Here is a 25705-nt window from a genome sequence, read left to right as displayed (position 1 = left end):
ACCCGTCCGCCGCTAGACTCCGAAGAGTCCCGCTCGACTTGCATGTATTAGGCACGCCGCCAGCGTTCGTCCTGAGCCAGGATCAAACTCTCCAAGAAAGTTGATTAGCTCATTTGTTACGTTGGCTTAGCTTCTTAAAAGAAACTAAAATTTATTGTTTGTTTGCACGATTTTGTTTGTTTAGTTTTCAAAGATCAATTTCTCTATCGCCCGTAAGCGACTTAATAAATATACCACCTGTAAAAACTAAAGTCAACGATTTTTCTATTCTTTTTTTACAATAAGGATTTTTTAAATATTTTATTCCGATAATATTAACTCCACCGCCCTGAAATTAATAAAAAAGGGAACACACCTAGTGTGCCCCCCCTCATTTTTTATTCTTCTTCCTCTGTAGTTACCGCATCAGAATGCTCTTCCACTGTATCGATAGAATCAGGTTCAAGGTTTTCTTCTTCCTCTTCTTTTTCTACCTTAGCCACTGTAGCTACAAATTCATCTTCACTTTCTTTCATGCTTATTAGCTTCACACCTTGAGTGTTTCGGCCCATCTTAGAAATCCCACCAACATCCATCCGGATAAGTACACCGCCAGTGGTAATCAGCATGAGATCCTCTTCACCAGTAACCGCGCGCATCGAAACAAGATCACCATTTTTTTCAGTCACATGGCATGTCTTGATTCCTTTTCCGCCTCTGCCTTGGATACGATATTCAGATGCAGTTGTTCGTTTTCCATAACCATTTTTGGTTACAATAAGAACATCATTCGTTTCCTCTAAAACTTCCATTCCAACTACTTCATCGTTACTATCTAAAGAAATACCCTTCACACCGGTGGCCGTTCTTCCCATAGATCGAACATCAGTTTCTGGGAACCGAATCAACATACCTTTTTTGGTGCCAATAATAATATCCTTGCTGCCATCGGTCAAGCGGACACTGATTAATTCATCACCTTCACGCAAACTCAAGGCAATTAAGCCATTGTTGCGAATATGGGCAAATGAAGTTAATGGGGAGCGTTTTGAGATTCCCTCTTTGGTTGTAAAGAATAGGAACCAGTCATCCACAAATTCCTCCACCGGAATGATCGCATTGACCCATTCTCCTTTTTCGATACCAAGGAGGTTAATAATCGGAATACCTTTAGCCGTACGGCTGTATTCAGGTATTTCATATCCTTTTGAACGATAAACTTTACCTTTGTTCGTAAAGAAGAGAATCGTATCATGTGTTGAAGTCGTTATTAAATGTTCAACAAAATCATCCTCATTGGTTCCCATTCCCTGGATTCCACGTCCTCCGCGTCGTTGAGCACGATAGGTGGAAACTGGGAGTCTCTTAATATAACCATTATGAGTCAAGGAAATAACGATATTTTCTTGTGGAATTAGATCCTCATCTTCAATGTTTTCTATTCCGCCTGTAACAATTTCTGTCCGGCGAGTGTCATTGAAGCGCTCTTTGATTTCCAACAATTCTTCACGAATAATTTCAAGAACTTTTTCATCATCAGCTAATATTGCCTTTAATTCAGCAATTAGCTTCACTAGGTTTTGATATTCTTCTTCAATCTTTTCTCTCTCTAAACCTGTTAAACGCTGTAAGCGCATATCAAGGATCGCTTGGGCCTGCTTTTCAGAAAGATTAAAGGTAGTCATCAAGCCTTCTCGAGCAATTTCAGTCGTTTGTGAACTACGAATTAAATTAATGACTTCATCCAAGTGATCAAGTGCAATCCTTAACCCCTCTAAGATATGGGCACGTGCTTCCGCTTTACGCAGTTCAAACTCGGTTCTCCGGCGGATAACTACATTTTGATGGTCTAGGTAATGGACTAAGCATTGTTTAAGTGTCAACACCTTTGGATGTCCATTAACTAGGGCAAGTGTGTTAATTCCGAAGCTAGTTTGTAATGCTGTATGTTTATATAAATTATTTAACAGGACGTTGGCATTCGCATCTTTACGAACTTCAATAACAATCCGCATACCTTTTCGGTCGGATTCGTCTCTCAGGTCAGTAATACCTTCGATTTTTTTATCACGGGCTAGTTCAGCGATTTTTTCAACTAATCTCGCCTTATTCACTTGATAAGGTAATTCATTAACAATGATAACTTCTTTACCATTTGCCTTTTGCTCAATGACTACCTTAGCACGAACTGTAATGGATCCTCTGCCTGTTTCGTAGGCTTTACGAATACCGCTTCGGCCTATGATAATACCTCCGGTAGGAAAGTCTGGACCAGGAATAATTTCCATGAGCTCTTGTGTAGTAATTTCAGGGTCACGACTAAGCGCTAAAACTCCATCGATTACCTCTCCAAGTTGGTGCGGCGGAATATTGGTTGCCATTCCAACAGCAATTCCTGTTGTTCCGTTAACTAAAAGGTTAGGGAACCTGGCTGGTAGAACAACCGGCTCTCTTTCCTCCCCATCATAGTTATCTTGATAATCAATCGTATCCTTGTTTATATCTCGTAATAATTCCATTGAGATTTTCGACATTCTTGATTCTGTATAACGCATGGCAGCAGCCGAGTCGCCATCGACAGAACCGAAGTTTCCATGTCCATCGACAAGCATATAACGATAGTTGAAGTCCTGGGCCATCCGAACCATTGTTTCATATACTGCAGAGTCACCATGTGGATGATATTTACCGATTACATCCCCAACGATACGAGCTGATTTTTTATAGGGTTTGTCTGAATGCATTCCAAGATCATGCATAGCATATAGAATACGGCGATGAACTGGTTTCAATCCATCCCGAACATCTGGAAGGGCCCGAGAAACGATAACGCTCATCGCATAGTCAAGAAAGGAAGATTTCATCTCCTTACTGATATTAATCTCTGTTACTTGAGAATTTGGTGTGTCAGCCATACTTGTTACCTCCTTTCACCGTTGCTTTATATATCTAAATTCTTCACGTATTGGGCATTCGCCTCAATGAAATTACGACGCGGTTCTACCTTCTCACCCATTAACATATCAAAGGTTTCATCCGCCTCAATCGCATCTTCAAGGCTAACCTGAAGCATACTTCTTCTCGCTGGATCCATTGTGGTTTCCCATAATTGTTCAGGATTCATCTCGCCTAGTCCTTTATATCGCTGAATATTCGGTTTTGGTGTCGCTGGAAGCACGGCAAAAATCTTTTCAAGTTCTTTATCATTATAGGCGTACTCAATCCGTTTACCTTGCTGTACTTTATAGAGAGGCGGCTGGGCAATATAAACATAACCTGCTTCTAATATTTTTCTCATAAAACGGTAAAAGAACGTTAGAAGAAGCGTCCGGATATGGGCACCATCAACATCCGCATCCGTCATAATGACGATTTTATGATAACGTGCTTTGGAAATATCAAAATCTTCACCGATTCCTGTTCCAATCGCAGTAATCATCGCTCTTACCTCATTGTTAGAAAGGATTCGATCTAAACGTGCTTTCTCCACATTAAGGATTTTCCCGCGTAGTGGCAGAATGGCTTGGAAGTGACGATCACGACCTTGCTTTGCTGATCCGCCAGCGGAGTCACCCTCAACAATATACATTTCACTTTCAGCAGGATCTTTTGAAGAGCAGTCAGCTAATTTTCCAGGTAAACTAGAAACCTCTAAAGCACTTTTTCGGCGGGTCAGCTCTCTAGCCTTCTTTGCCGCAAGCCTTGCACGTGCAGCCATAAGACCTTTCTCGACAATTTTCTTGGCAACCGCTGGATTTTCCAACATGAATTTATCAAAAGTGCTGGCAAAGACGGCATCAGTGATGGCTCTTACCTCAGAATTTCCTAACTTTGTCTTGGTTTGTCCTTCAAATTGTGGGTCTGGATGTTTAATGGAAACGATCGCGGTAATTCCTTCACGAACATCCTCCCCGGAAAGATTGGTATCATTGTCTTTAATTAAGCCGTTTTTTCGCGCATAATCGTTGATGACTCTTGTTAAAGCCGTTTTAAAACCAGATTCATGTGTTCCGCCTTCGTACGTATGAATGTTATTCGCGAAGGAATAGATATTCTCTGTATAGCCTTCATTATACTGGAGTGCGACTTCCACACTAATTCCATCGCGTTCTCCCTCCATGTAAATTGGTTCTTCATGGATCACTTCTTTTGTACGGTTTAAATGCTCTACATAGGATTTAATACCGCCTTCATAGTGATATTCGTTTCGTTTATTTTCAACTCGCTTATCTTCTATCGTAATTTTGATTCCCCTGTTAAGGAATGCAAGTTCACGAAGGCGAGTAGCAAGAATGTCATATTCATAGACCAAAGTCTCCGTAAAAATCTCACCATCTGGTTTGAAATGAGTAATGGTCCCCGTTTGATCAGTCGTACCAATTACCTCTAATTCAGAAACAACCGCGCCTCGTTCAAATTTAATACGGTGGATTTTTTCATCACGATGGACATAAACCTCAAGTTCAGTAGACAGCGCATTAACTACGGATGCACCTACCCCATGCAGTCCTCCAGAAACTTTATAGCCTCCGCCGCCAAACTTACCTCCTGCATGAAGTACAGTCATAATAACTTCAACTGCAGGTCTGCCCATCTTTTCTTGAATATCAACCGGAATCCCGCGGCCATTATCTTTAACTGTAATGCTATTATCTTCCTCAATGGTGACATTAATTTCATTACAGAAACCTGCTAATGCCTCGTCAATACTATTATCTACAATTTCCCAAACAAGATGATGAAGCCCTTTACCGCTTGTTGAACCAATATACATTCCTGGTCTTTTTCGAACAGCTTCAAGTCCTTCAAGAACCTGTATTTGCTCCGCACCATATGCTTGTTCCACAGCCTTTTGTTCTAAAGTCATGCTTGTTCACCTGCACCTTCTGACAAAAATATATCTATATAATCATTAAAAAACATGTAATTAACTTCAAAATTCATGTATAGTCATTTGATTTGAACGTTTCTTTAAAGTACCAGAAGAAATCGGGGATAAGTATACATTGTCATTTGTGACAATAACTGATTTAAAGGGGTTTTTAGATAGATTAATTACCTTTTCCTTTCGAGACTTGAGGAATTCTTCAACGAGCGGCGAGTTGTTAACACTCTCTTTATCCAAGATAGAAATAATATCCCTTGCTCTAATATTAATATCTTCCCCGATATGGATATACATGGTTCACCTCAATTTACTTTCTTCATCCTTCCGGCTTCAACAATATATGTTGAGGCCTCCTTTAATGTTTGATGATCGATTCCCTCAACACTTGTGGTTGTCACAAAGGTCTGTACCTTCCCTTGGATCGTGTTAAGCAAATGAGACTGCCGGTAATCATCTAATTCTGATAAAACATCGTCTAAAAGTAAAATTGGATATTCTCCAATCTCAGCAAATATTAATTCAATTTCAGCAAGTTTCAAGGATAATGCCGTGGTCCGCTGCTGACCTTGTGAACCAAAGGTTTGCACATCTCTTCCATTCACAGTAAAAATAAGGTCATCCCGATGGGGACCAAACAGGCTTGTTCCTCGTTCAATTTCCCTCGTTCTAACCTTGCTGAATTTTTCTTCAAAGCATGCTATCATCTTCGACAAATCTTGCTCTTCTAATACCTCTACCGACGGTTTATAGGTAATTTCGAGTGTTTCTAGACCTCTCGATATTCCTTGATGAATGGGTTTGGCCCAATTTTGCAGAAGACGCAGGAATTCAAACCTTTTTGTGACAATTTTCACAGCCATCCCAATAAATTGTTCCGTTAAGATTTCCAGCATCGTTTGATCTGTCTGCTTTTTTATCTGCAGCATTTTTAAATAATGATTGCGCTGCTGAAGTATCTTTTGATATTGACTCATATCATGTAAATAAAGCGGCGAAACTTGTCCAATTTCCATATCAATAAAACGCCTGCGGACTTGAGGGCTCCCTTTTACTAGGTTAAGATCCTCAGGAGCAAACATAACAACATTCATATTTCCGACATATTGACTTAATTTACGCTGCTCAATATGGTTAGATTTCGCTTTTTTTCCCTTTTTCGAAATAATTAATTGCAACGGCAATGAGCCGTGTTGCTTTTGAACCCTACCCTCTATTTTAGCATATTCTTGGTCCCAGCGAATAAGTTCTTTATCATTGGAAGTACGATGTGATTTGGCCATCGCTAAAACATAAATGGATTCCATCACATTTGTTTTTCCCTGGGCATTTTCACCCAGGATCACATTTACTTTGTTCTCAAATTCTACGAACAACTCTTCATAATTTCGATAATTGGTGAGCGCTAATTTTTCAATATACATTAGGAAAACATCCTTTAGCTGAGCTATTCAATAAATTAAGAAGAATTTACCCAATAAACTACTTCTTAATTTACTCAGTAATGACAAACTCTCCAAAGCCAGGAATCCTGATTTTGTCACCAGAGCGCAGCTTTCTTCCTCTTCTTTGATCTTGTTCACCATTAATAAATATTTCATGTTCGCTTAAAAACCATTTTGCCATGCCGCCAGTTTGTATTACATCAGCCAGTTTTAAAAATTGACCTAAGGTAATAAATTCTGTATCAAGCTTTATTTTTTCAGGCAAATCATCACCCTCGTTTCTAAAATGGTCTCAATACTTTATTTTACTAAAAAATCGACAGAGTTACAAAGAAAACTAAAATAAAGCCACCATAGTTTGGTGGCATGGAGGATTAAGTATATAAAATTAGTATGTTCGGACTGGTAAGATTAATTGCAAAATGGTTTCATCATGAAGCGGGCGAATCACGAAAGGACGCATAGCCCCTGTAAAGCTCACTCTAATATCTTGACCTTCAAGCGCTTTTAAGGCATCCATCATATATTTTGCACTAAAGGAAATCTTTAATTCTTCTCCCTCAATCGCTTCACTTTGAATTTCTTCGACAACTTTCCCAACTTCTGGAGTGTTTGAAGAAATTTCAATGAGTCCACCCTCAATTGTCGAAAGTTTAACAACATTATTTCTTCCTTCTCTTGCTAGTAGCGACGCTCGATCGATTGCCTGTAAAAATTCCTTTGTATTAACCGTTACATCCGTTTTACTTTCACTTGGAATCAATCTTGATGTATCGGGATAATTTCCTTCTAACAATCTTGAGAAAAATAACAAGTGCTTCGCTTTAAATAAAATCTGATTTTCAGTGATAACAATATCAATCAGTTCATTACTGTCATCAATAATTTTACTAAGTTCATTTAAGCTTTTTCCTGGAATAACGACATTATAATTCTCGTTGTTTGGCGTTTCAATCTTTGCCTTCCTTAGTGCAAGACGGTGACTATCTGTTGCAATACAGTTTAACTCCCCATTTTCAACGCGCCAGTTTACACCTGTCAAGATGGGGCGTGTTTCTGAGGTGGACACGGCAAAATGTGTTTGTCGGATCATTGCTTTTAATAAATCTGTGGCAATATGAAATTTATTATTTTCTTCTAATTGTGGCAGATGAGGATATTCTTCTGCATCAAGACCGACTAAGTTAAATTCAGATTTTCCTGAGCGAATAACGGTTTGAAGAGAGCCGAGTACTTCAATTTCTACTGAAGCAGTCGGTAGTTTTTTAACGATTTCACTAAAGACTTTCGCTTGAAGTACAATCGAGCCTGCTTGTTTAACTTCAATAATCTCGTCACCAGCATCCTCTTTAGGAATAAACGATTCAATCGAAATATCTGAATCACTCCCTGTTAGAGTAACACCTTCAGTTGTCGCTGTAATTTTAATCCCCGTTAAAATTGGAATAGTGGTTCTTGATGTAACAGCCTTCATTACATCTTGAACACTCTGAACTAATCGATCTCTTTGGATGATAAATTTCATCGAATATAATCCTCCGTTTTAAGCATATTTTTGTTATTAAAAACATAATATATTTTTTTAAAAAAAGAGTAGAAGTACTAGTAGGGCCTGTTAGTATGTGGATAACCCATTATTTCAACGGAAACACAGCCTATCCACATGTGGACAGACTGTGTGTAAATACTAAGAAGTTATGCACATAATTCAGTCGTGTTTTAGACCTTCAAAAGTTCATGAAGTTCTTTCATTTGTCTTTGCAGCTGGGCATCGGACTGGAGGAGTTTAGAAATCTTTTCGTGCGCATGAATGACGGTAGTATGATCTCGCCCGCCAAACTCTTCTCCTATTTTCGGCAAAGAATAATCCGTTAATTCACGTGATAAATACATCGCAATTTGTCTAGGAAATGCGAGCGACTTTGTCCGTTTTTTTGCTTTGAAATCTTCCAGTTTAATACTAAATAGTTCCCCAACCGTCTTTTGAATATCCAAAATTGTGATGACTTTAGGCTTGGAACTTGGAATGATGTCCTTTAAAGCTTCTGCTGCTAAATCGGCATTGATATCCTTATTGATTAAAGAGGAGTAAGCAACCACGCGGATTAGCGCACCCTCAAGCTCACGAATGTTGGAGTCAATTTGATTGGCAATATATAACATGACCTCATTTGGAATATCCAGACCCTCTGCCTTTGCCTTTTTCCTGAGGATGGCAATCCTTGTTTCTAAATCAGGCGGCGTAATATCAGTTATCAAACCCCATTCAAATCGGGATCTGAGCCTGTCCTCTAATGTTGGAATTTCTCTTGGCGGCCGGTCGCTGGAGATGATAATTTGTTTACTTTCCTCATGGAGTGCATTAAACGTATGAAAAAATTCTTCCTGGGTTGATTCTTTTCCAGCTAAGAATTGAATATCATCTATAAGTAAAATGTCAACATTTCGATATTTATTGCGAAAATTCTCCGCTTTATTGTCTCGAATCGAGTTAATAAACTCGTTAGTAAATTTTTCGGATGATAAATAAACGACTTTTGCTGCAGGGTTATGATCTAAAACATAATGACCAATTGCATGCATTAAGTGCGTTTTTCCTAATCCCACGCCTCCATAGATAAAGAGGGGATTGTATGCTTTGGCAGGTGCTTCAGCTACAGCGAGCGATGCGGCATGGGCAAAACGGTTGCCTGAGCCAATGACAAATGTATCAAAAGTATACTTTTGATTTAAGATACCTTGAGGAAATTCCCCATGGTCATCGTCCTTTTTTACCTTTTTAGGAGGTAATTGCACATCATTTTCTGCTTCTTTTTGATTTTGCGGAATGATAAATTTAACAGCAAGCTCTTCGCCGGTAATTTCATATAGTATTCCTGCGATTAACTGAGAGTAACGTTCTTCCAGCCAATCACGGGCAAATTCATTGGGTGCTGTAATAATCAACAAATCACCTTGAAGGGAATGGGCCTTGGTGGACTTAAGCCAGGTATCAAAGCTTGGTTTGCTGATCTTTTTCTCTATATTAGCTAATGCAGCATGCCAAAGATCCGCAATATTTTCCAAATAATATCCCTCCTTTAGTACGCAGCCTAGATTAGCACGTGCGCTTTTCTTATACCGTCAGTACAACCTATTAATTTATAAATATACGAATCAGTGAATGTGGATAATAAATAATAAGGAAGTAAAGTGGAATTTCGACAATATCCACTTCTTGTGGACAACTTTCTACAGTACCCTAGGATAAGCTATCCACATGATATCCACAAATTGTGGATAACGTTTTGGTGTGGATAAAGTTATTCAGAGTGAAAACACAAATATAATATCAAATAATTGCTTAAGGCGCAATGCCTTTTCGTAGTTTATCCACAACGATAACAATATGTGCACAGAATTTGTCCACAAGTAGATGTTTTGTGCAAAACCTGTCAATATCTTGTGTGGATAGCTAAAATAATGTCGAAAAAATATCCACAAGGAAATGATGACTTATTAAAAGAGCTAACTTGTATTAGCGATGATCGAACGTATTCATATAAGAATATAATCTCTGGAAATTAGCTAATTCATGTTCAATAAAATTTGGAAATGGGAACAATAGCAGAGAATGGTTGACAATTTAATGGTGAGGTTATTATAATGAGTAAGACTGTCACTTAACTTGATAGCATCCTTTAGGGAGGTGTCATATAATGAAAAGAACATATCAACCAAATAAACGTAAGCATAGTAAAGTTCACGGTTTCCGTAGTCGTATGAGCTCAGCTAATGGCCGTAAGGTTCTAGCGCGTCGTCGTCTAAAGGGAAGAAAAGTATTATCAGCATAGACCACTGAAAAGTCAGTGGTCTTTTTTCTAATCCGACTGAGGGTGTTTTTATGAAAAAAGAGCTACGTATTAAAAAGAATAAAGAATTTCAAGCAGCATTCCAAAAGGGGCAGTCTTTTGCCAATCGGCAGTTTGTTGTTTATTCCTTATTAAAAGAGGGACAAGATCATTTTCGGATTGGTTTGTCTGTGAGTAAGAAGATTGGAAATGCTGTTACAAGGAATCGAATTAAACGCTATGTAAGGCAATCCATCTTTGAGTTAAGCGAGCAGCTAGCAATAGGGAATGATTATGTCATTATTGCCAGAAAGCCAGCAGCTGACATGGACTTTTTTGAAGTGAAAAAAAGTCTTACCCATGTTCTAAAAGTCGGGAAGGTTTTAAAAAAGTGATAGTAAGGACATAAATGCGAAGGAATTTGCCTGAAAATTTGCATCATATTGAAGACAATTCCTTTGCGTAAATGATAAAATACCTTTGAAAAACGTAAAAAAAATAATACATAGAGTGGTTTGACTATCTTTATTGTAAGGAGGAAATTTTGGTTGAAAAGAAGAATATTACTAGTAGTCGGCTTACTTTCTGTTTTTATCCTACTGACAGGATGTAGTGAAATCAAACAGCCGATTACTTCGGAGAGTACAGGCTTTTGGAATGAGTACATTGTCTATCCATTATCCTGGTTAATTAAAGAAGGGGCATTTATTCTTGGAGGAAGCTTTGGGCTATCGATTATTGTTGTAACGATTCTCATCCGTCTTGCCATTTTGCCGCTTATGATCAAGCAGACAAGAAGTTCGAAAGCGATGCAAGCTTTACAGCCAGAAATGAAAGCACTTCGCGAAAAATATAGCTCTAAAGATCAAAAAACACAGCAAAAATTGCAACAGGAAACAATGGCCCTATTTTCAAAACATGGTGTCAATCCAATGGCCGGCTGTTTTCCGTTAATCGTGCAAATGCCCATTTTAATTGGTTTTTACCATGCAATTTCAAGAACAAGAGAAATTGCTTCAGATAATTTCCTCTGGTTTGACCTTGGGGATAAAGACCCTTACTATATCTTGCCGATAGTTGCTGGGATTACCACGTTCATTCAGCAAAAAATTATGATGGCTGGACAAGAGCATAATCCGCAAATGGCAATGATGCTTTGGATGATGCCAATCATGATTGTTGTATTTGCCTTTAGTTTCCCTGCCGCTCTGTCATTGTACTGGGTAGTAGGTAATATCTTTATGATTGTACAAACTTATTTTATTAAAGGACCGGATCTAAAGGCGGCAAAGGCATCCGGTAATGCGGGAGGAGCAAAAAAGTGAAACAGGTAACTGCTACAGGACAAACTGTCGAAGAAGCAGTAAAATCAGCTTTAGCTCAATTACAAATCAGCAAAGACCGCACAGATATTGATATTATTGATGAAGGTAAAAAAGGGATTTTCGGGATTTTCGGTTCACGTCCGGCGGTGGTAAAAGTAACAGTGATCATTGATCCGATTGAGGAAGCTAAGAAATTCCTTACTCAAGTAAGTGAACAAATGGGAGCCCCGGCTGAAATAGAAATTAAGCGTGAGGGAAAACATGTTCATTTTATCTTGACCGGGGAAAAGATTGCTTTATTAATTGGAAAAAGAGGGCAAACGTTAAATTCGCTTCAATATTTAACACAATTAGTCCTTAATCGTTTCTCTAATCAGTATTTAACGGTGATTCTAGATGCAGAAGATTACCGGAAAAGAAGAAATGAGACCCTTGTTCAATTAGCTCATCGGCTCGCCGGGAAGGCCCTTAAGTCAGGAATAGATGTAACTTTAGAGCCAATGCCTTCTTATGAGCGTAAAGTTATTCATGCTGCATTATCTGATAACAAACGTGTAAAGACATTTTCTGATGGATCGGAACCACATCGTTTTATTGTGATTTCTCCAGCGAAAAGATAATATCATAAGTCCTTAAAACATCCTATCGAATGATAGGATGTTTTTTTTTGGCTTCTGAAAAAAATGTCGAAAAAAGAAGTTGTTGATAACCTAAATCTTTTCTCGTTTTTCGTTTTATTGTTATTCACATGTGGATAAGTTAAAATAATAATGGGATTAAAGTGAATTGTGGATAGTTAGAGGTCGAGAAGGTTTACTTTTTCAACAGATAATCATGTGGTATTCTATTGTTTTGGAGAAAAAATCATTTTTTATATAGATAACAGTTTTTAGTGTGAGGTGAAGGAAATGGAATATGATACGATTGCGGCCATCTCCACTCCGATGGGGGAAGGAGCGATTGCTATTGTCCGCTTGAGTGGGGATGATGCGTTTGAAATTGCAGACAAACTATTTAGAAGCATTGGCGGGAAGAAGCTGACTGAAGCAGCAACCCATACGATTCACTATGGGCACCTGATCGAACCAAAATCAAAACAAGTGGTCGAAGAGGTTATGGTTTCAGTAATGAGGGGTCCAAAAACTTTTACAAAAGAGGATGTAGTGGAAATAAACTGCCATGGCGGAATTGTTTCTGTGAATAGAGTCCTTCAGTTAGTGTTAACGAATGGCGCGAGACTGGCTGAACCAGGTGAATTTACAAAGAGGGCTTTTTTGAATGGTCGGATTGATTTATCGCAAGCGGAAGCAGTCATGGACTTAATCAGGGCAAAAACGGATCGGGCGATGAATGTAGCGCTAGGACAAATGGAAGGGCGCTTATCAAAATTGATTCAGAGACTCAGACAGGAGATTTTAGAAATCCTCGCTCATGTTGAGGTTAATATTGATTATCCGGAATATGACGATGTGGAAGAAATGACTCATAAAATGCTGTCTGAAAAAGCTCATTTTGTCAGGGAGGAAATCAAGAAACTGTTACAAACATCAGAACAAGGGAAGATTTTACGGGAAGGATTGTCAACGGCGATTGTTGGCCGCCCAAACGTAGGGAAATCTTCACTCTTAAACAGCCTTGTCCATGAAAATAAAGCGATTGTAACAGATATTCCTGGAACCACAAGAGATGTCATTGAAGAATATGTGAATGTTCGCGGTGTCCCCCTTCGGCTTTTGGACACTGCAGGAATTAGAGAAACAGAGGATATTGTCGAACGAATTGGAGTGGAGCGCTCCCGTCAAGTTCTACAAGAGGCAGATTTGATTTTGCTAGTCTTAAATTATGCAGAGCAACTGAGCGCAGAAGATGAAAAGCTTTTTGAAGTAGTCAAAGGTATGGATGTCATCGTTATCGTGAATAAAACAGACTTGGAGCAAAAAATCGAGTTTGACAAGGTTTACGCTTTAGCAAAAGAACACAAGGTTGTTACCACTTCTTTGCTTGAAGATCGTGGGGTCAATGAGTTAGAGGAAGCCATTGCTTCATTATTTTTTGCAGGATCCATTGAGGCTGGCGATATGACCTATGTTTCCAATAGCCGCCATATCGGCTTATTAAGCCAAAGCTTACAGTCGATTGAAGAGGCGATTGAAGGAGTGGAAATGGGGACACCGATAGATATTGTTCAAATTGATTTAACAAGAACATGGGAATTACTTGGCGAAATCATTGGTGAAAGCGTTCATGAGAGCCTGATCGACCAACTATTTTCTCAGTTCTGTTTAGGAAAATAAAAAGGGAAGCGGAAGCCCTTTGATTTGGTGGGCTGAAGCTTGACCTTTATAAAAAAGTGAAAAGCATTGTTTCCGTAAGATACGGAAAAGGAGGAACAACATGCAATACGAAGCAGGAAAATTTGACGTCATTGTCATCGGAGCAGGACATGCCGGTTGTGAAGCAGGCCTTGCTGCCGCTCGAATTGGTGCAAAAACATTAATGATCACCATTAATCTTGATATGGTAGCCTTTATGCCGTGTAACCCATCGGTTGGAGGCCCTGCTAAGGGAATCGTCGTTCGTGAAATTGATGCGCTTGGCGGTGAAATGGGTAGAAATATTGATAAAACCTATATCCAAATGAGAATGCTGAACACAGGTAAAGGGCCTGCCGTTCGAGCATTACGTGCCCAAGCAGATAAATTTGCTTATCAACATGAAATGAAAAAAACCATTGAAGAAGAAGAAAATATGACTCTCCTCCAAGGGATGGTCGAAGAATTAATCGTCGAGGATGGCGTTTGCACCGGCGTTATTACCAAAACAGGAGCTGTGTACCGTTCTAAAACAGTCGTTATTACAACCGGTACATTCTTACGTGGTGAAATTATTATTGGTGACTTGAAATATTCGAGTGGCCCGAACAACCAACAGCCATCAATCAAATTATCTGAACATCTTGAAACACTAGGATTTGATCTGGTCCGCTTTAAAACGGGAACGCCGCCGCGCGTTAATAGTAATACCATTGATTACAGTAAAACAGAAATCCAGCCGGGTGATGATCAACCTAGAGCATTTTCTTATGAAACAACGAAATATATTACAGATCAGCTGCCATGCTGGTTAACCTACACAAACGAAGAAACGCATCAAATTATTGATCAGAACCTTCATCGCTCACCAATGTTTTCTGGAATGATTAAGGGAACAGGTCCGCGGTACTGTCCGTCGATTGAGGATAAAGTGGTCCGCTTTAATGATAAGCCGCGGCACCAAATTTTCCTTGAGCCTGAAGGAAGGAATACTCAGGAAGTATATGTGCAGGGGTTGTCAACAAGCTTACCGGAAGATGTGCAGCAGCAAATTCTAAAATCGATTTCAGGACTTGAAAATGTGCAAATGATGCGTTCCGGTTATGCGATTGAATATGATGCGATTGTTCCGACACAGTTGTGGCCAACACTTGAAACAAAGGTAGTGAAAAATTTATATACTGCCGGTCAAATTAATGGGACATCTGGTTATGAGGAAGCGGCAGGTCAAGGCTTAATGGCCGGGATCAATGCAGGCTTAAATGCACTGGGCCGTGACCAGTTAGTATTAAGCCGTTCCGATGCGTATATTGGAGTATTAATTGATGATTTAATTACAAAAGGTACGAATGAACCGTATCGTTTGCTAACATCACGTGCGGAGTACCGCCTGCTATTACGCCATGATAATGCTGATTTACGCTTAACTGAAATAGGCCATCAAATTGGTTTAATCCGTGACGAACGTTATGAAAAGTTCTTGGCTAAAAAAGACGCAATTGATGCCGAAAAGCAACGCTTGGAATCAACATTCCTGAAACCGACAGCTGAGGTTCAAGAAATGATCCGCAGCATTGGCGGCAGTGAATTAAAGGATGGAATCCGGGCCTCTGATTTATTAAAAAGACCTGAGATGTCCTATCAACAACTTGAAACTATTTTCCCTAGTGAAGTTGCTTTAGACGAAGATGTAAAGGAACAGGTGGAAATTCAACTTAAATATGATGGATATATTACCAAGTCCCTGCAGCAAGTGGAACGATTAAAGAAGATGGAAGATAAGAAAATTCCTGAGAATATTGATTATGATGCCGTCTCCGGACTTGCGACGGAAGCTAGGCAGAAATTAAAGTTAGTCAAACCGCTGTCCATTGCCCAGGCATCCCGGATAGCCGGTGTAAATCCTGCTGATATTTCCATCTTGCTTGTCTATCTAGAACAAGGCAAGATCGCAAGGGTTTCGAATGAATAACTATGTGAGGAAGATTACTGAATGATCATCGAACAATTTGCAGCAAATTTACAGGAAAAGGGGATTACCCTTACAAGTGTGCAGCTCGACCAATTTGAGAAGTATTTTGAAACACTGGTTGAATGGAATGAAAAAATGAATCTCACCGCGATTACCGATAAAGCGGAAGTGTATTTAAAGCATTTTTATGATTCCATTACAGCTTCGTTCTATTATGATTTCACAAAGCCGTTCCATCTTTGTGATGTTGGAGCAGGTGCAGGGTTCCCAAGTATTCCATTAAAAATTGTTTACCCTCATATTGAGGTGACGATTGTAGATTCATTAAACAAGCGTATTTCTTTTTTAAATCATCTAGCTAAAGAATTAAATTTAGAAAACGTCCATTTTATTCATGATCGTGCGGAAACCTTCGGGGTCAATCCAGAGTTCCGTGAAACATTTGATGTAGTAACGGCAAGGGCGGTTGCAAGAATGTCCGTGTTGAGTGAGTTTTGTTTACCACTCGTCAAAGTAGGCGGACATTTTATTGCCATGAAGGCGGCTCATGCTAAGGATGAATTAGGAATGGGTCAAAAGGCAATCACCACCCTTGGTGGAAAATTAGAGGAAATGTTTACTTTTACGCTTCCAATGGAAGAAAGTGAACGAAATATTCTCATCATAAAAAAGGAAAAACAAACACCAAAGAAATATCCGCGAAAGCCTGGGACACCAGGAAAGACACCAATTGAATAAGAAAAGCAGAAGCGCCCGTTTAGCAGCGGATGGACCGGAGCGCTTTGACTTCTTTAGAAAAACAATTTTGGAAATCTAACAATTTTTAGGGCAAACATGTTATTCTAGGCAGGAAGAATGGAACTAGGCAGAGAATAAGTAATAGGGAGTTTCGTAAAGGTGGTGTTGGGGATGAAACAATCATTTACACGCTTTTTTGGCCTCGGCGATAAGGGACAACCAGAGGTTGAACAAGAACTTGAAAAAGAGCTGATTACGGAAAAAAATGAAGAAATCAATAAAATACCAATTGACCATATAGTTCCAAACCGCTTTCAGCCGCGGACGGTTTTTGATGAAGAGAAAATTGAAGAATTAGCGCGGACCATTCATATTCATGGTATTATTCAACCTATTGTCGTAAGGGAATTTGCGGTTGGACAATATGAAATTATAGCGGGAGAACGCCGTTTTCGGGCGATGAAACAGCTGGGCTGGACCGAAGCACCGGCAATTATTAAAAATTTATCGGATACAGAAACGGCCTCTGTTGCATTAATTGAGAACCTGCAGCGGGAAGAGCTGTCCCCTATTGAAGAGGCGATGGCCTATGGAAAATTGCTGGAATTACACAACTTGACCCAGGAAGCCTTAGCACAACGCCTTGGAAAAGGGCAGTCAACGGTGGCTAACAAACTCCGTCTTCTTAAATTACCGCAGCAAATTCAAGAGGCATTATTATCGAAGATCATTACAGAGCGTCATGCCCGTGCATTGATCCCTCTAAAGGATCCTGAAAAACAAGTGGCACTATTAGCTGAAATTATCGAAAAGAATTTTAATGTTAAGCAAACCGAAGAACGTGTGGTTAAATTGCTCGAGCAAAAAAATGAAAAGCCTAAACCAAAGCGGAAAGCTTTTAGTAAAGATATGAGAATTGCCGTCAATACAATTCGCCAATCCTTATCAATGGTAACGGACAGCGGAATTAACCTTGATGCTGAGGAAGAAGAATTTGACGAATTCTACCAATTTACAATCCGTATACCAAAGAAAAAATAATAGACAAATAGATACAAGAACCAGGCATATCAAATGCTTGGTTCTTTTTATTTGGGAAGGTCTTTTTGTGAATGGAAATATTTAGATATATTATGTTTTCTATCCCCCAATCCAGCAATCTTTTAACCAGTAGACATTTGAATAATTTTAGAAAAAATCCAACAACCTATCTGTTTCATGCTAAAATAAAGGAATGGAATTTTTCTTTTAGCCATCAAGGTTAAATTAGCCAAATGAACAATATTTTTATAAAATTTAATAGAATAGCAGAATAAAACTTTGAGAGAATATAAGGGTAGGTGACATTGTGGGCAAAATTCTTGCAATCGCGAATCAAAAAGGCGGAGTCGGAAAAACGACTACCTCTGTCAACCTAGGTGCCTGCTTAGCATATATTGGAAAACGTGTCCTGCTAGTAGACACGGACCCGCAGGGAAACGCAACAAGCGGGATTGGTATTGAAAAGGCAGAAGTTGACCAATGCATATATGATGTTTTAGTAGATGATGTAGAAGCAAAGGATGTCATTAAATCTACATCAGTTGAAAATTTGTATGCCATCCCAGCTACTATTCAGCTGGCAGGTGCAGAAATTGAATTGGTACCGACCATTTCAAGAGAGGTTCGTTTGAAGCGTGCCCTAGCAGAAGTGAGAGATCAATTTGATTATATTATTATTGATTGTCCGCCATCGTTAGGTTTATTAACCCTTAATGCCTTAACAGCCTCTGATTCCGTGTTAATTCCTGTTCAATGTGAATATTATGCGTTGGAAGGATTGAGCCAATTATTAAGTACGGTTAGACTTGTTCAGAAGCATTTGAATCAGGAGTTGAAAATTGAAGGTGTTTTATTGACCATGCTTGATGCACGGACCAATCTTGGCATTCAAGTCATTGAAGAAGTGAAAAAATATTTTCAGGATAAAGTATATAAAACCATTATTCCAAGAAACGTACGTCTAAGTGAAGCTCCTAGTCATGGTGAACCGATTATTACCTATGATGCCAAATCCCGTGGTGCTGAGGTGTATTTAGATTTAGCAAAGGAAGTGGTCTCGAATGGCTAAAGGTTTAGGAAAAGGCCTTAATGCATTTTTTGCGGATGCTAGTAAAGAGGAAGTCGTTCTAGAAATCAAACTAAATGAATTACGTCCCAATCCATATCAGCCTCGTAAAACCTTCCAACAAGAGGCAATCGATGAATTAAAAGAGTCGATCATCGAGCATGGAATCTTGCAGCCGCTCGTGGTTAGAAAAAGTATTCGCGGCTACGAAATCGTAGTAGGTGAGCGGCGTTTCCGTGCAGCGAAAGAGGCAAAGCTTGAAACGGTTCCTGCGGTGGTCCGAACACTTTCGGAACAGCAAATGATGGAATTAGCCGTCCTCGAAAACCTGCAAAGGGAAGATTTAAATCCAATTGAAGAAGGACTAGCCTATCAATTGTTAATGGAAAAGTTAAAATTGACACAAGAAGAGGTAGCGAAGCGTCTAGGGAAAAGCCGTCCGCATATCGCCAACCATATCCGTCTCCTTTCCCTTCCTCAAAAGATTCAAGAATTAATTTCAGGTGGGAAAATATCAATGGGCCATGGACGTGCCTTATTAGGACTTCGCCAAAAAGAGAAACTGCCAAGCCTAGTCGAAAAAGTAACCAAAGAAGCATTGAATGTACGTCAGTTGGAAAAACTGATTCAACAAATAAATGAAGATGTTCCACGTGAAACGAAAAAGCCCGAACCGAAGAAAGATGTGTTTATCAAGGAACGGGAACATGTCCTGCGTGAACGGTTTGGAACGACGGTAAATATTAAGCAGAACAAGAATAAGGGTAAAATTGAAATTGAGTTCTTCTCTAACGAGGATTTAGAACGAATTTTAGAGATGCTCCATCAAGAGGATTCATCATTATAAACCATCAAACGGTGGTTTATTTTTTTTTACTTATATGATAGTTTAAAAGAAATATATTTCGAAGGTCGAAAAAAGGTGGATGTAAGATGTTTTTATTAGGAACACTGGTCAATGGGCTTTTAATAGTTGTTGGCACACTGCTTGGAAAGTTGTTAAACCGGATTCCTGAAGGAATGAAAGTCACGGTTATGTATGCCATTGGTTTATCTGTCATGGTGTTAGGCTTACAAATGGGGTTAAAGAGTGAAAATTTCCTCATTGTTATTATTAGCCTCGTTGTGGGAGCGGTTGCCGGTGAGGCCTTAAAACTGGAGGATAAATTAAATGATTTAGGATTATGGCTGGAGAAGAAAGTCGGCCCTTCTAATGGAAAAGGCAGTATCTCCGAAGGATTTGTTACGGCGACACTAATTTTTGTGATCGGTGCAATGGCGATTATTGGCGCACTTGACAGCGGCATCCGCGGTGATCATGATGTGTTGTACACCAAATCATTAATCGATGGATTTACGGCGTTAATTTTAACGACCACATTGGGAATTGGGGTTATTTTTTCAGCGATTCCGGTTGTCCTCTATGAAGGGGGCATTGCCCTATTTGCGACCCAGATTGACCGATTTGTCCCGCAGGCATTAATGGATCAGTTTATTGTCGAGATGACAGCAACAGGCGGAATCATGATTTTTGCGATTGGCTTAAATTTAACCGGAATAGTGAAAATTAAAGTAGCTAACCTCCTGCCTGGGATCGTCATCACGGGGCTGATTGTATCCGTACTTTATTATTATCATTTGTATGTTCAATAAAAGCAGCAAAAAAAGAGCATTCGGTCTGATCCGTTCGCTCTTTTAATTTGTCTTTTCTTCTTCGAGCCAGTTTAAGTTTAATTCAGTCCAATTTTGCTTAGGGTAGAGCAGACTTGCTTGATAGATGGCATTGGCTATGGTTTTGGCCATTCTCATAACAAGATTTAAGCGAGTGTTTTGTAAGACATAAAACTCCATAAACCCGCTGACATTGACGATGCCTGTGATATGTATATCACCGACCGCCGGCAGCTCCTTATTTACTCCTGCCCCCGGTTTGACAGGACCATTCCCCACTTGAATCACTCCGACATTTTTAACTCTTCCCAAACAAGCATCGATGCCAATGATATAGGGGTCAGTATGTTTTGCTTGGATTTCCTTTAATTTATCAGCCAAATTAACGGCATGAATCGGTTCATCTAACGTCCCGTACACATAGAATGCCCGCATATCCTTTTCTTCCAGTAATGTCCCAACAAGCGGCCCTAATGAATCTCCCGTAGAACGGTCCGTACCAATACAGACAAAGACAATCGGGCGGCTTGTTACCGTAGGAATATTCGTAAGCAGCTCTTCAGCGAGGTTTTCAGCAGCATGCAAATCATCATGGCTGATCCGCGCCTTGGCCCTCCTGTCAAAAAAACCGGATTTCAGATTCATTAAGTCACTCCCTAATCTTAAATAGTCTTACTATTATACGGAATTTTCAGTAAATCTATACATAAAGCGGGTAAAAAAGGAAAATTCATAATGCTATTAACTGCATAAAATAATTGCTAAAATAGAATTGGTAAAAAGGTTTTAGAGGATGGTGTCTACATGACTCTTACACAAAAGGGTATGCAAAAATTAATTGATAAATTTCAAAATGAGGATACGTGGCTGGCTCTAGGTGAGGGGCTCCTAAAAATAATGGCGATTTTAATTATTACCAATATCTTGATTCGTATTGGAAAATTAATGATCCATAATATTTTTAAAATTAGAAATCTCTCCCCGCTTAGTACTTCGGAACGGCGAGAGGAAACACTCTCTCGGCTGCTTGATAATGTCCTTTCCTATGTTGTTTATTTTATTGCCTTTATGATGATTCTTTCTGTGTTAGGAATTGATGTCAAAGCGCTAATTGCCGGAGCTGGAGTAGTTGGTTTAGCTGTAGGTTTTGGAGCACAAAGTTTAGTGAAAGATGTAATCAGCGGCTTTTTTATCATTTTTGAGGATCAATTTTCTGTTGGTGACCATGTTCGTATCGGTCAATTTGAGGGAAATGTTGAAGCAATCGGGTTAAGAACGACAAAAATTAAAAGTTGGACGGGGGAACTGCATATTTTACCAAATGGCAGTATTATTGAAGTAACCAACTTCTCCATTAATAACAGTATCGCTGTTGTAGATATTGCAATTGCCTATGGGGAGGATATCGCTAAGGCGGAAAAAGTGATTGAGGAAGCGATTCAGTATATGCATGCTCAATATGAGGAGTTAGTTAAGCCCCCTGAGTTATTAGGAATTCAAACAATGGGTGCAACAGAGATTGTCTTACGTGTTGTTGCTGAAACGCAGCCAATGAAACAGGCTGGCGTTTCCCGTATGATTCGCAGGGATATTAAGCTTCAATTAGACGAAAATGGCATTAAGGCTCCAGATCCAAAAGTGGTCATGTATGGCACTGGACAATCTAAATAAGGGGTGGATTGGCATGGAAGAAAAGGAATTTGCATTAAATGATGTCGTAGAGATGAAGAAACAGCACCCTTGTGGAACAAATCGCTGGAAAGTCATCCGCATGGGGATGGACGTTCGCATTAAATGTGAAGGATGCGGTCATAGTGTCCTCATTCCAAGACGGGAATTTTCAAGGAAAATGAAGAAAATTTTGGTGAAGCATGAGGAATAACCTTATGCTTTTTTTAAATGAAAAAATATATTATTCTTATAAGAAAAGTAGAAATAGAGTTTTTGTATATAGGGGTGGGAATAGTGGCACAAATACGTCAAGCAGCATGTCCATTAAATTGCTGGGATAGCTGCGGATTTCATGTAACAGTCGAAAACGATCGCGTCACAAAAGTAGAAGGAGATCCCTCCCATCCAATCACCCAAGGAAAAATTTGCGGGCGGGGACGGATGCTTGAAACAAGGACAAATTCCGCGCAGCGGTTGCTGCATCCATTAAAAAAAATCAACGGCCAATTCGAGCAAATATCTTGGGAACAGGCGCTGAATGAAATAGCGGAAAAGCTCAGGGACATAAAAGAAACATACGGGTCAACGGCCGTTTTACACAGCCATGACTATGCAAATAATGGATTATTAAAAAACCTCGATCAACGTTTCTTTAATTGCTACGGCGGTGTTACTGAACTCTACGGGTCTCTTTGCTGGGGGGCAGGCATCGAAGCACAGCAATGGGACTTCGGGAATGCTTATAGCCATGGCCCTGATGATGTTTATAATAGTAAAAATATTATCGTCTGGGGACGAAATGTTGCCCGGACAAACATGCACTTTTACGAAAAGCTGCTAGAGGCAAAAAAACGTGGTGCAAAATTGTTTGTTATTGATCCAATCTTTAACGCAACAGCTAAAATCGCTGATGAATATATCTCGATTAAACCTGGAATGGATGGATTATTAGCAGCAGGAATTATCAAAGAGCTGCTGCGCTTAAGGTTAGAGGACCGAAAGTTTATTGAGGAATCGTCCGTTGGTTTTGAGGATGTGGATCAACTTCTGGGCAGTGTTACTTTAGAGGAAATCAGTGAAATGACTGAAGTGCCTTGTGAAGTAATGACCCATTTAGCGCATGTCTATGCGGACAAACCTACTGCCACGTTCATGGGCCTTGGCTTGCAGCGTTATCAAAATGGCGGGAATACAATTCGCCTGATAGATGCGCTTGTCGCATGCAGCGGAAATATTGGAATGGCGGGCGGGGGCGCAAATTATGCGAACCTCCAAGTGGGTCAGAGTTTTGTGTTTGAAGAGTTAACACTAGCTAATCGCAGGCAAAGCCGGCGTCAATTTTCAATCATGAAACAGGCCGAAGAAGTGCTGAAAGCAACAAATCCAGAAATACAAATGATAGTTGTCACATGCGGGAATCCAGTCACACAGGTGCCTGACACCCAAGTGGTTGAAAAGGCCTTCTCATCTGTACCAACATTGGTGGTCATTGATCAATTCATGACAGATACCGCGCAGCTTGCTGATTATGTGTTACCGACCACGACTGCCTTTGAGGAAGAGGATATTTATTTTTCTTCGATGTATCATCATTATGTAAATTATGGTCCAAAGCTGGTATCCGCACCAGGCGAAGCCAAGCCTGACTTATGGATTTGGACGGAATTAGCGAAACGGCTTGGTTTTGGGGCTGATTTTGACTATACAAGAAAGCAATTCCTTCAGATGAGTTTTGAAAGATTGGAAAGAAAGGGTGTTTCCCTGGATACGTTAATGGAACAGCATACGCTGGAGTTACCAGTCACAGCGATCCCATGGCAGGACCGAAAGTTTACTACTCCTAGCGGCAAGTATGAATTTACCGCACGGACCGGTCATGAACCATTAACCTTAGCTGTACCGGAGGAATCTAAGTGGAGGAATCCACAGTTAGCTGAAAAGTATCCATATAATTTACTGACGATCCATCCGATGCGTTCCAATCACTCGCAGAACTACCATCTATTAGGTGGAAATTTGAGGTTGAAGGTCGAAGTGGCTCAAAATATTGCAGATGACCTCGGTTTGCAAAAAGATGACATGGTAAGAGTATGGAATGGCCGCGGCGCCGTTACAGGCTATCTTTCCATCCTGCCCACCTCCCATCCGAACACGATTAATATCGATGAGGGGATTTGGAAGCAGTTTGGCGGGTCAGTAAATCACCTGACATCAAGCAGTGAATCCGATAATGGAATGGGAAGCACGTTATATGATTGCCTGGTTAATATCGAAAAAATAAACTAACTGCCGCCATCATGCGGCAGTTGTCTTTTTTTATATAAATCTCTATAATTGTGAAAGACTTGTCTTTTTATTATTGGAACTAATTTAGGCTATGTTAAGGCTTTTTGTTTATTTTGGCACCCTGTTGGTTGGAGTGGAAGGCACGAAGACTCCTGCGGGAGGACGGGGCAGGGGAGACCCCGCAGGAGCGCAGCGACGAGGAGGCTCCCCGGACCGCCCGCGGAAAGCGAAGTGCCTGGAACGGAAATCGACAGGCAATTTTAACATAGCCAACATTTAAAATAGATCATATTTTTTGAGGAGTGAAATAAATGGCATTAACAGCTGGTATCGTAGGATTACCGAACGTTGGTAAGTCTACTTTATTTAACGCAATTACCCAAGCAGGGGCAGAATCAGCCAATTACCCTTTCTGTACGATTGACCCAAACGTTGGAATCGTTGAGGTACCTGATCACCGCCTCCAAAAATTAACAGAACTGGTTCAACCAAAAAAGACCGTACCAACCGCTTTTGAATTTACCGACATTGCAGGGATTGTTAAAGGAGCAAGCAAAGGGGAAGGTCTAGGGAATAAATTCCTCTCACACATCCGCCAAGTTGACGCGATTTGCCAAGTCGTTCGCTGTTTTGCTGACGAAAACATTACCCATGTATCAGGTAAAGTGGATCCAATCGATGATATTGAGGTCATCAACTTAGAGCTAATTCTTGCCGACATGGAATCAGTAGAAAAGCGGATTAGCCGTGTTGAAAAATTAGCTAAGCAAAAGGATAAGGAAGCGGCGGCCGAATTCGAAGTGCTAGCGATGCTGCGTGATGCTTTTGAAGCAGAAAAGCCTGCTCGAACGGTTGATTTTACCGATGAGCAAATGAAACTTGTCAAAGGACTTCACCTATTAACGATTAAGCCTGTCCTTTATGTGGCCAATGTAAGTGAAGATGATATTGCTGATCCATCTGACAATGAATATGTTCAAAGGGTACGCGAATTTGCAGCGGCTGATAACGCCGAAGTTATCGTGGTTTGTGCAAAAATTGAAGAGGAAATTGCTGAACTTGAAGGTGAAGAAAAGCAAATGTTCCTGTCTGAGCTAGGAATTGAAGAATCTGGTCTTGATCAGTTAATCCGTGCTGCTTATCATTTACTTGGATTAGCGACTTATTTTACCGCAGGTGTTCAAGAAGTACGCGCCTGGACATTCAGAAAAGGAATGAAAGCTCCGCAATGTGCAGGAGTCATTCACTCTGATTTCGAACGAGGCTTCATCCGTGCCGAAACCGTTTCATTCGACGATCTATTAGCTGCCGGCAGTCATACAGCTGCCAAAGAAGCCGGCAAAGTCCGCCTCGAAGGAAAAGAATACGAAGTAAAAGACGGCGACGTCATCCACTTCCGTTTTAACGTATAATAGCTCAAGCTCTGCACATTTTGCAGAGCTTTTATTTTGCAGTGGTAAGTAAAGGAGACAGGGTGATTTGGC

Annotated in this window: 24 protein-coding genes and 1 rRNA gene; 16 read left to right on the top strand and 9 right to left on the bottom strand. The window is 40.0% G+C overall.

Features of this window, described 5'->3' with window-relative positions:
• The 8 genes from ACE198_RS03415 to dnaA all read right to left on the bottom strand — a co-directional run.
• Positions 1–98 (bottom strand): 16S ribosomal RNA (locus ACE198_RS03415); the annotation flags it as partial.
• 279 nt (positions 99–377) lie between these two features.
• Positions 378–2894, bottom strand: coding sequence for a DNA gyrase subunit A (gyrA, locus tag ACE198_RS03410; RefSeq protein ID WP_251462960.1), 2517 nt, complete (start codon positions 2892–2894; stop codon positions 378–380).
• Between the two features lie 26 nt (positions 2895–2920).
• The gene (gyrB, locus tag ACE198_RS03405; RefSeq protein ID WP_251462962.1) at positions 2921–4846 is read right to left on the bottom strand and encodes a DNA topoisomerase (ATP-hydrolyzing) subunit B; all 1926 of its coding nucleotides are present in this window, start codon (positions 4844–4846) and stop codon (positions 2921–2923) included.
• Positions 4847–4912: 66 nt separating this feature from the next.
• Positions 4913–5161, bottom strand: coding sequence for an extracellular matrix regulator RemB (gene remB / locus ACE198_RS03400; protein ID WP_098577003.1), 249 nt, complete (start codon positions 5159–5161; stop codon positions 4913–4915).
• An 8-nt stretch (positions 5162–5169) separates the two neighbouring features.
• Complete coding sequence (recF, locus tag ACE198_RS03395; RefSeq protein ID WP_251462964.1) at positions 5170–6288, bottom strand: DNA replication/repair protein RecF; 1119 nt, start codon at positions 6286–6288, stop codon at positions 5170–5172.
• A 70-nt stretch (positions 6289–6358) separates the two neighbouring features.
• Complete coding sequence (yaaA, locus tag ACE198_RS03390; protein ID WP_098577009.1) at positions 6359–6574, bottom strand: S4 domain-containing protein YaaA; 216 nt, start codon at positions 6572–6574, stop codon at positions 6359–6361.
• Between the two features lie 123 nt (positions 6575–6697).
• On the bottom strand, positions 6698–7834 hold the full coding sequence (dnaN, locus tag ACE198_RS03385; RefSeq protein WP_251462966.1) for a DNA polymerase III subunit beta: 1137 nt from the start codon (positions 7832–7834) through the stop codon (positions 6698–6700).
• Between the two features lie 194 nt (positions 7835–8028).
• A complete protein-coding gene (gene dnaA / locus ACE198_RS03380; protein ID WP_098577015.1) occupies positions 8029–9375 on the bottom strand; it encodes a chromosomal replication initiator protein DnaA in 1347 nt (448 codons plus the stop codon).
• 632 nt (positions 9376–10007) lie between these two features.
• Between dnaA and rpmH the strand changes: the two genes are divergently transcribed.
• The 11 genes from rpmH (at position 10008) to ACE198_RS03325 (ending at position 20246) form a co-directional block, all read left to right on the top strand.
• Positions 10008–10142, top strand: a complete 135-nt coding sequence (rpmH, locus tag ACE198_RS03375; RefSeq protein ID WP_007084526.1) for a 50S ribosomal protein L34 — start codon at positions 10008–10010, stop codon at positions 10140–10142.
• A 50-nt stretch (positions 10143–10192) separates the two neighbouring features.
• A complete protein-coding gene (rnpA, locus tag ACE198_RS03370) occupies positions 10193–10534 on the top strand; it encodes a ribonuclease P protein component (RefSeq protein WP_098577018.1) in 342 nt (113 codons plus the stop codon).
• 153 nt (positions 10535–10687) lie between these two features.
• Entirely contained in the window at positions 10688–11464 is a 777-nt protein-coding gene (gene spoIIIJ / locus ACE198_RS03365) for a YidC family membrane integrase SpoIIIJ (RefSeq protein WP_098577021.1), read from the top strand.
• Positions 11461–12084, top strand: coding sequence for an RNA-binding cell elongation regulator Jag/EloR (gene jag, locus ACE198_RS03360; RefSeq protein ID WP_251462968.1), 624 nt, complete (start codon positions 11461–11463; stop codon positions 12082–12084). Before spoIIIJ ends, jag begins: the two co-directional genes overlap by 4 nt.
• Before the next feature lie 288 nt (positions 12085–12372).
• Entirely contained in the window at positions 12373–13758 is a 1386-nt protein-coding gene (gene mnmE / locus ACE198_RS03355; RefSeq protein WP_251462970.1) for a tRNA uridine-5-carboxymethylaminomethyl(34) synthesis GTPase MnmE, read from the top strand.
• A gap of 100 nt (positions 13759–13858) precedes the next feature.
• Entirely contained in the window at positions 13859–15748 is a 1890-nt protein-coding gene (gene mnmG / locus ACE198_RS03350; protein WP_098577030.1) for a tRNA uridine-5-carboxymethylaminomethyl(34) synthesis enzyme MnmG, read from the top strand.
• Between the two features lie 21 nt (positions 15749–15769).
• Positions 15770–16486 carry a 16S rRNA (guanine(527)-N(7))-methyltransferase RsmG gene (gene rsmG / locus ACE198_RS03345; protein WP_251462972.1) on the top strand — a complete coding sequence of 239 codons (717 nt, stop codon included), beginning with the start codon at positions 15770–15772 and terminating at the stop codon, positions 16484–16486.
• A 171-nt stretch (positions 16487–16657) separates the two neighbouring features.
• Positions 16658–17527 (top strand): nucleoid occlusion protein, encoded by an 870-nt coding sequence (noc, locus tag ACE198_RS03340; RefSeq protein ID WP_098577036.1) that lies wholly within the window; start codon positions 16658–16660, stop codon positions 17525–17527.
• Between the two features lie 307 nt (positions 17528–17834).
• Positions 17835–18596 (top strand): ParA family protein, encoded by a 762-nt coding sequence (locus ACE198_RS03335; RefSeq protein WP_098577039.1) that lies wholly within the window; start codon positions 17835–17837, stop codon positions 18594–18596.
• Complete coding sequence (locus ACE198_RS03330) at positions 18589–19440, top strand: ParB/RepB/Spo0J family partition protein (protein ID WP_098577041.1); 852 nt, start codon at positions 18589–18591, stop codon at positions 19438–19440. The genes ACE198_RS03335 and ACE198_RS03330 overlap by 8 nt, the downstream gene beginning before the upstream one ends.
• A gap of 86 nt (positions 19441–19526) precedes the next feature.
• Positions 19527–20246 carry a DUF554 domain-containing protein gene (locus ACE198_RS03325; RefSeq protein WP_375374705.1) on the top strand — a complete coding sequence of 240 codons (720 nt, stop codon included), beginning with the start codon at positions 19527–19529 and terminating at the stop codon, positions 20244–20246.
• 42 nt (positions 20247–20288) lie between these two features.
• Here the strand turns inward: ACE198_RS03325 and yyaC are convergent, their stop codons facing one another.
• Positions 20289–20909, bottom strand: a complete 621-nt coding sequence (gene yyaC, locus ACE198_RS03320) for a spore protease YyaC (RefSeq protein ID WP_098577046.1) — start codon at positions 20907–20909, stop codon at positions 20289–20291.
• A gap of 159 nt (positions 20910–21068) precedes the next feature.
• Here yyaC and ACE198_RS03315 point away from each other — a divergent pair, with 159 nt between their 5' ends.
• The 5 genes from ACE198_RS03315 to ychF all read left to right on the top strand — a co-directional run bounded on the left by ACE198_RS03315 (position 21069) and on the right by ychF (position 25633).
• Positions 21069–21935 (top strand): mechanosensitive ion channel family protein, encoded by an 867-nt coding sequence (locus ACE198_RS03315; protein WP_375374704.1) that lies wholly within the window; start codon positions 21069–21071, stop codon positions 21933–21935.
• A gap of 13 nt (positions 21936–21948) precedes the next feature.
• Positions 21949–22146, top strand: a complete 198-nt coding sequence (locus ACE198_RS03310; RefSeq protein WP_026568062.1) for a DUF951 domain-containing protein — start codon at positions 21949–21951, stop codon at positions 22144–22146.
• 83 nt (positions 22147–22229) lie between these two features.
• Entirely contained in the window at positions 22230–24221 is a 1992-nt protein-coding gene (locus ACE198_RS03305) for a molybdopterin-dependent oxidoreductase (RefSeq protein ID WP_375374703.1), read from the top strand.
• 91 nt (positions 24222–24312) lie between these two features.
• Complete coding sequence (locus tag ACE198_RS03300; RefSeq protein WP_251462983.1) at positions 24313–24501, top strand: hypothetical protein; 189 nt, start codon at positions 24313–24315, stop codon at positions 24499–24501.
• A 31-nt stretch (positions 24502–24532) separates the two neighbouring features.
• On the top strand, positions 24533–25633 hold the full coding sequence (gene ychF, locus ACE198_RS03295) for a redox-regulated ATPase YchF (protein ID WP_098577055.1): 1101 nt from the start codon (positions 24533–24535) through the stop codon (positions 25631–25633).
• The last annotated feature ends 72 nt before the right edge of the window (positions 25634–25705 follow it).

Source organism: Neobacillus sp. KR4-4 (assembly GCF_042136325.1).
Taxonomy (GTDB): Bacteria; Bacillota; Bacilli; order Bacillales; family Cytobacillaceae; genus Neobacillus.
This window is presented reverse-complemented; position numbering and strand designations above follow the sequence as displayed.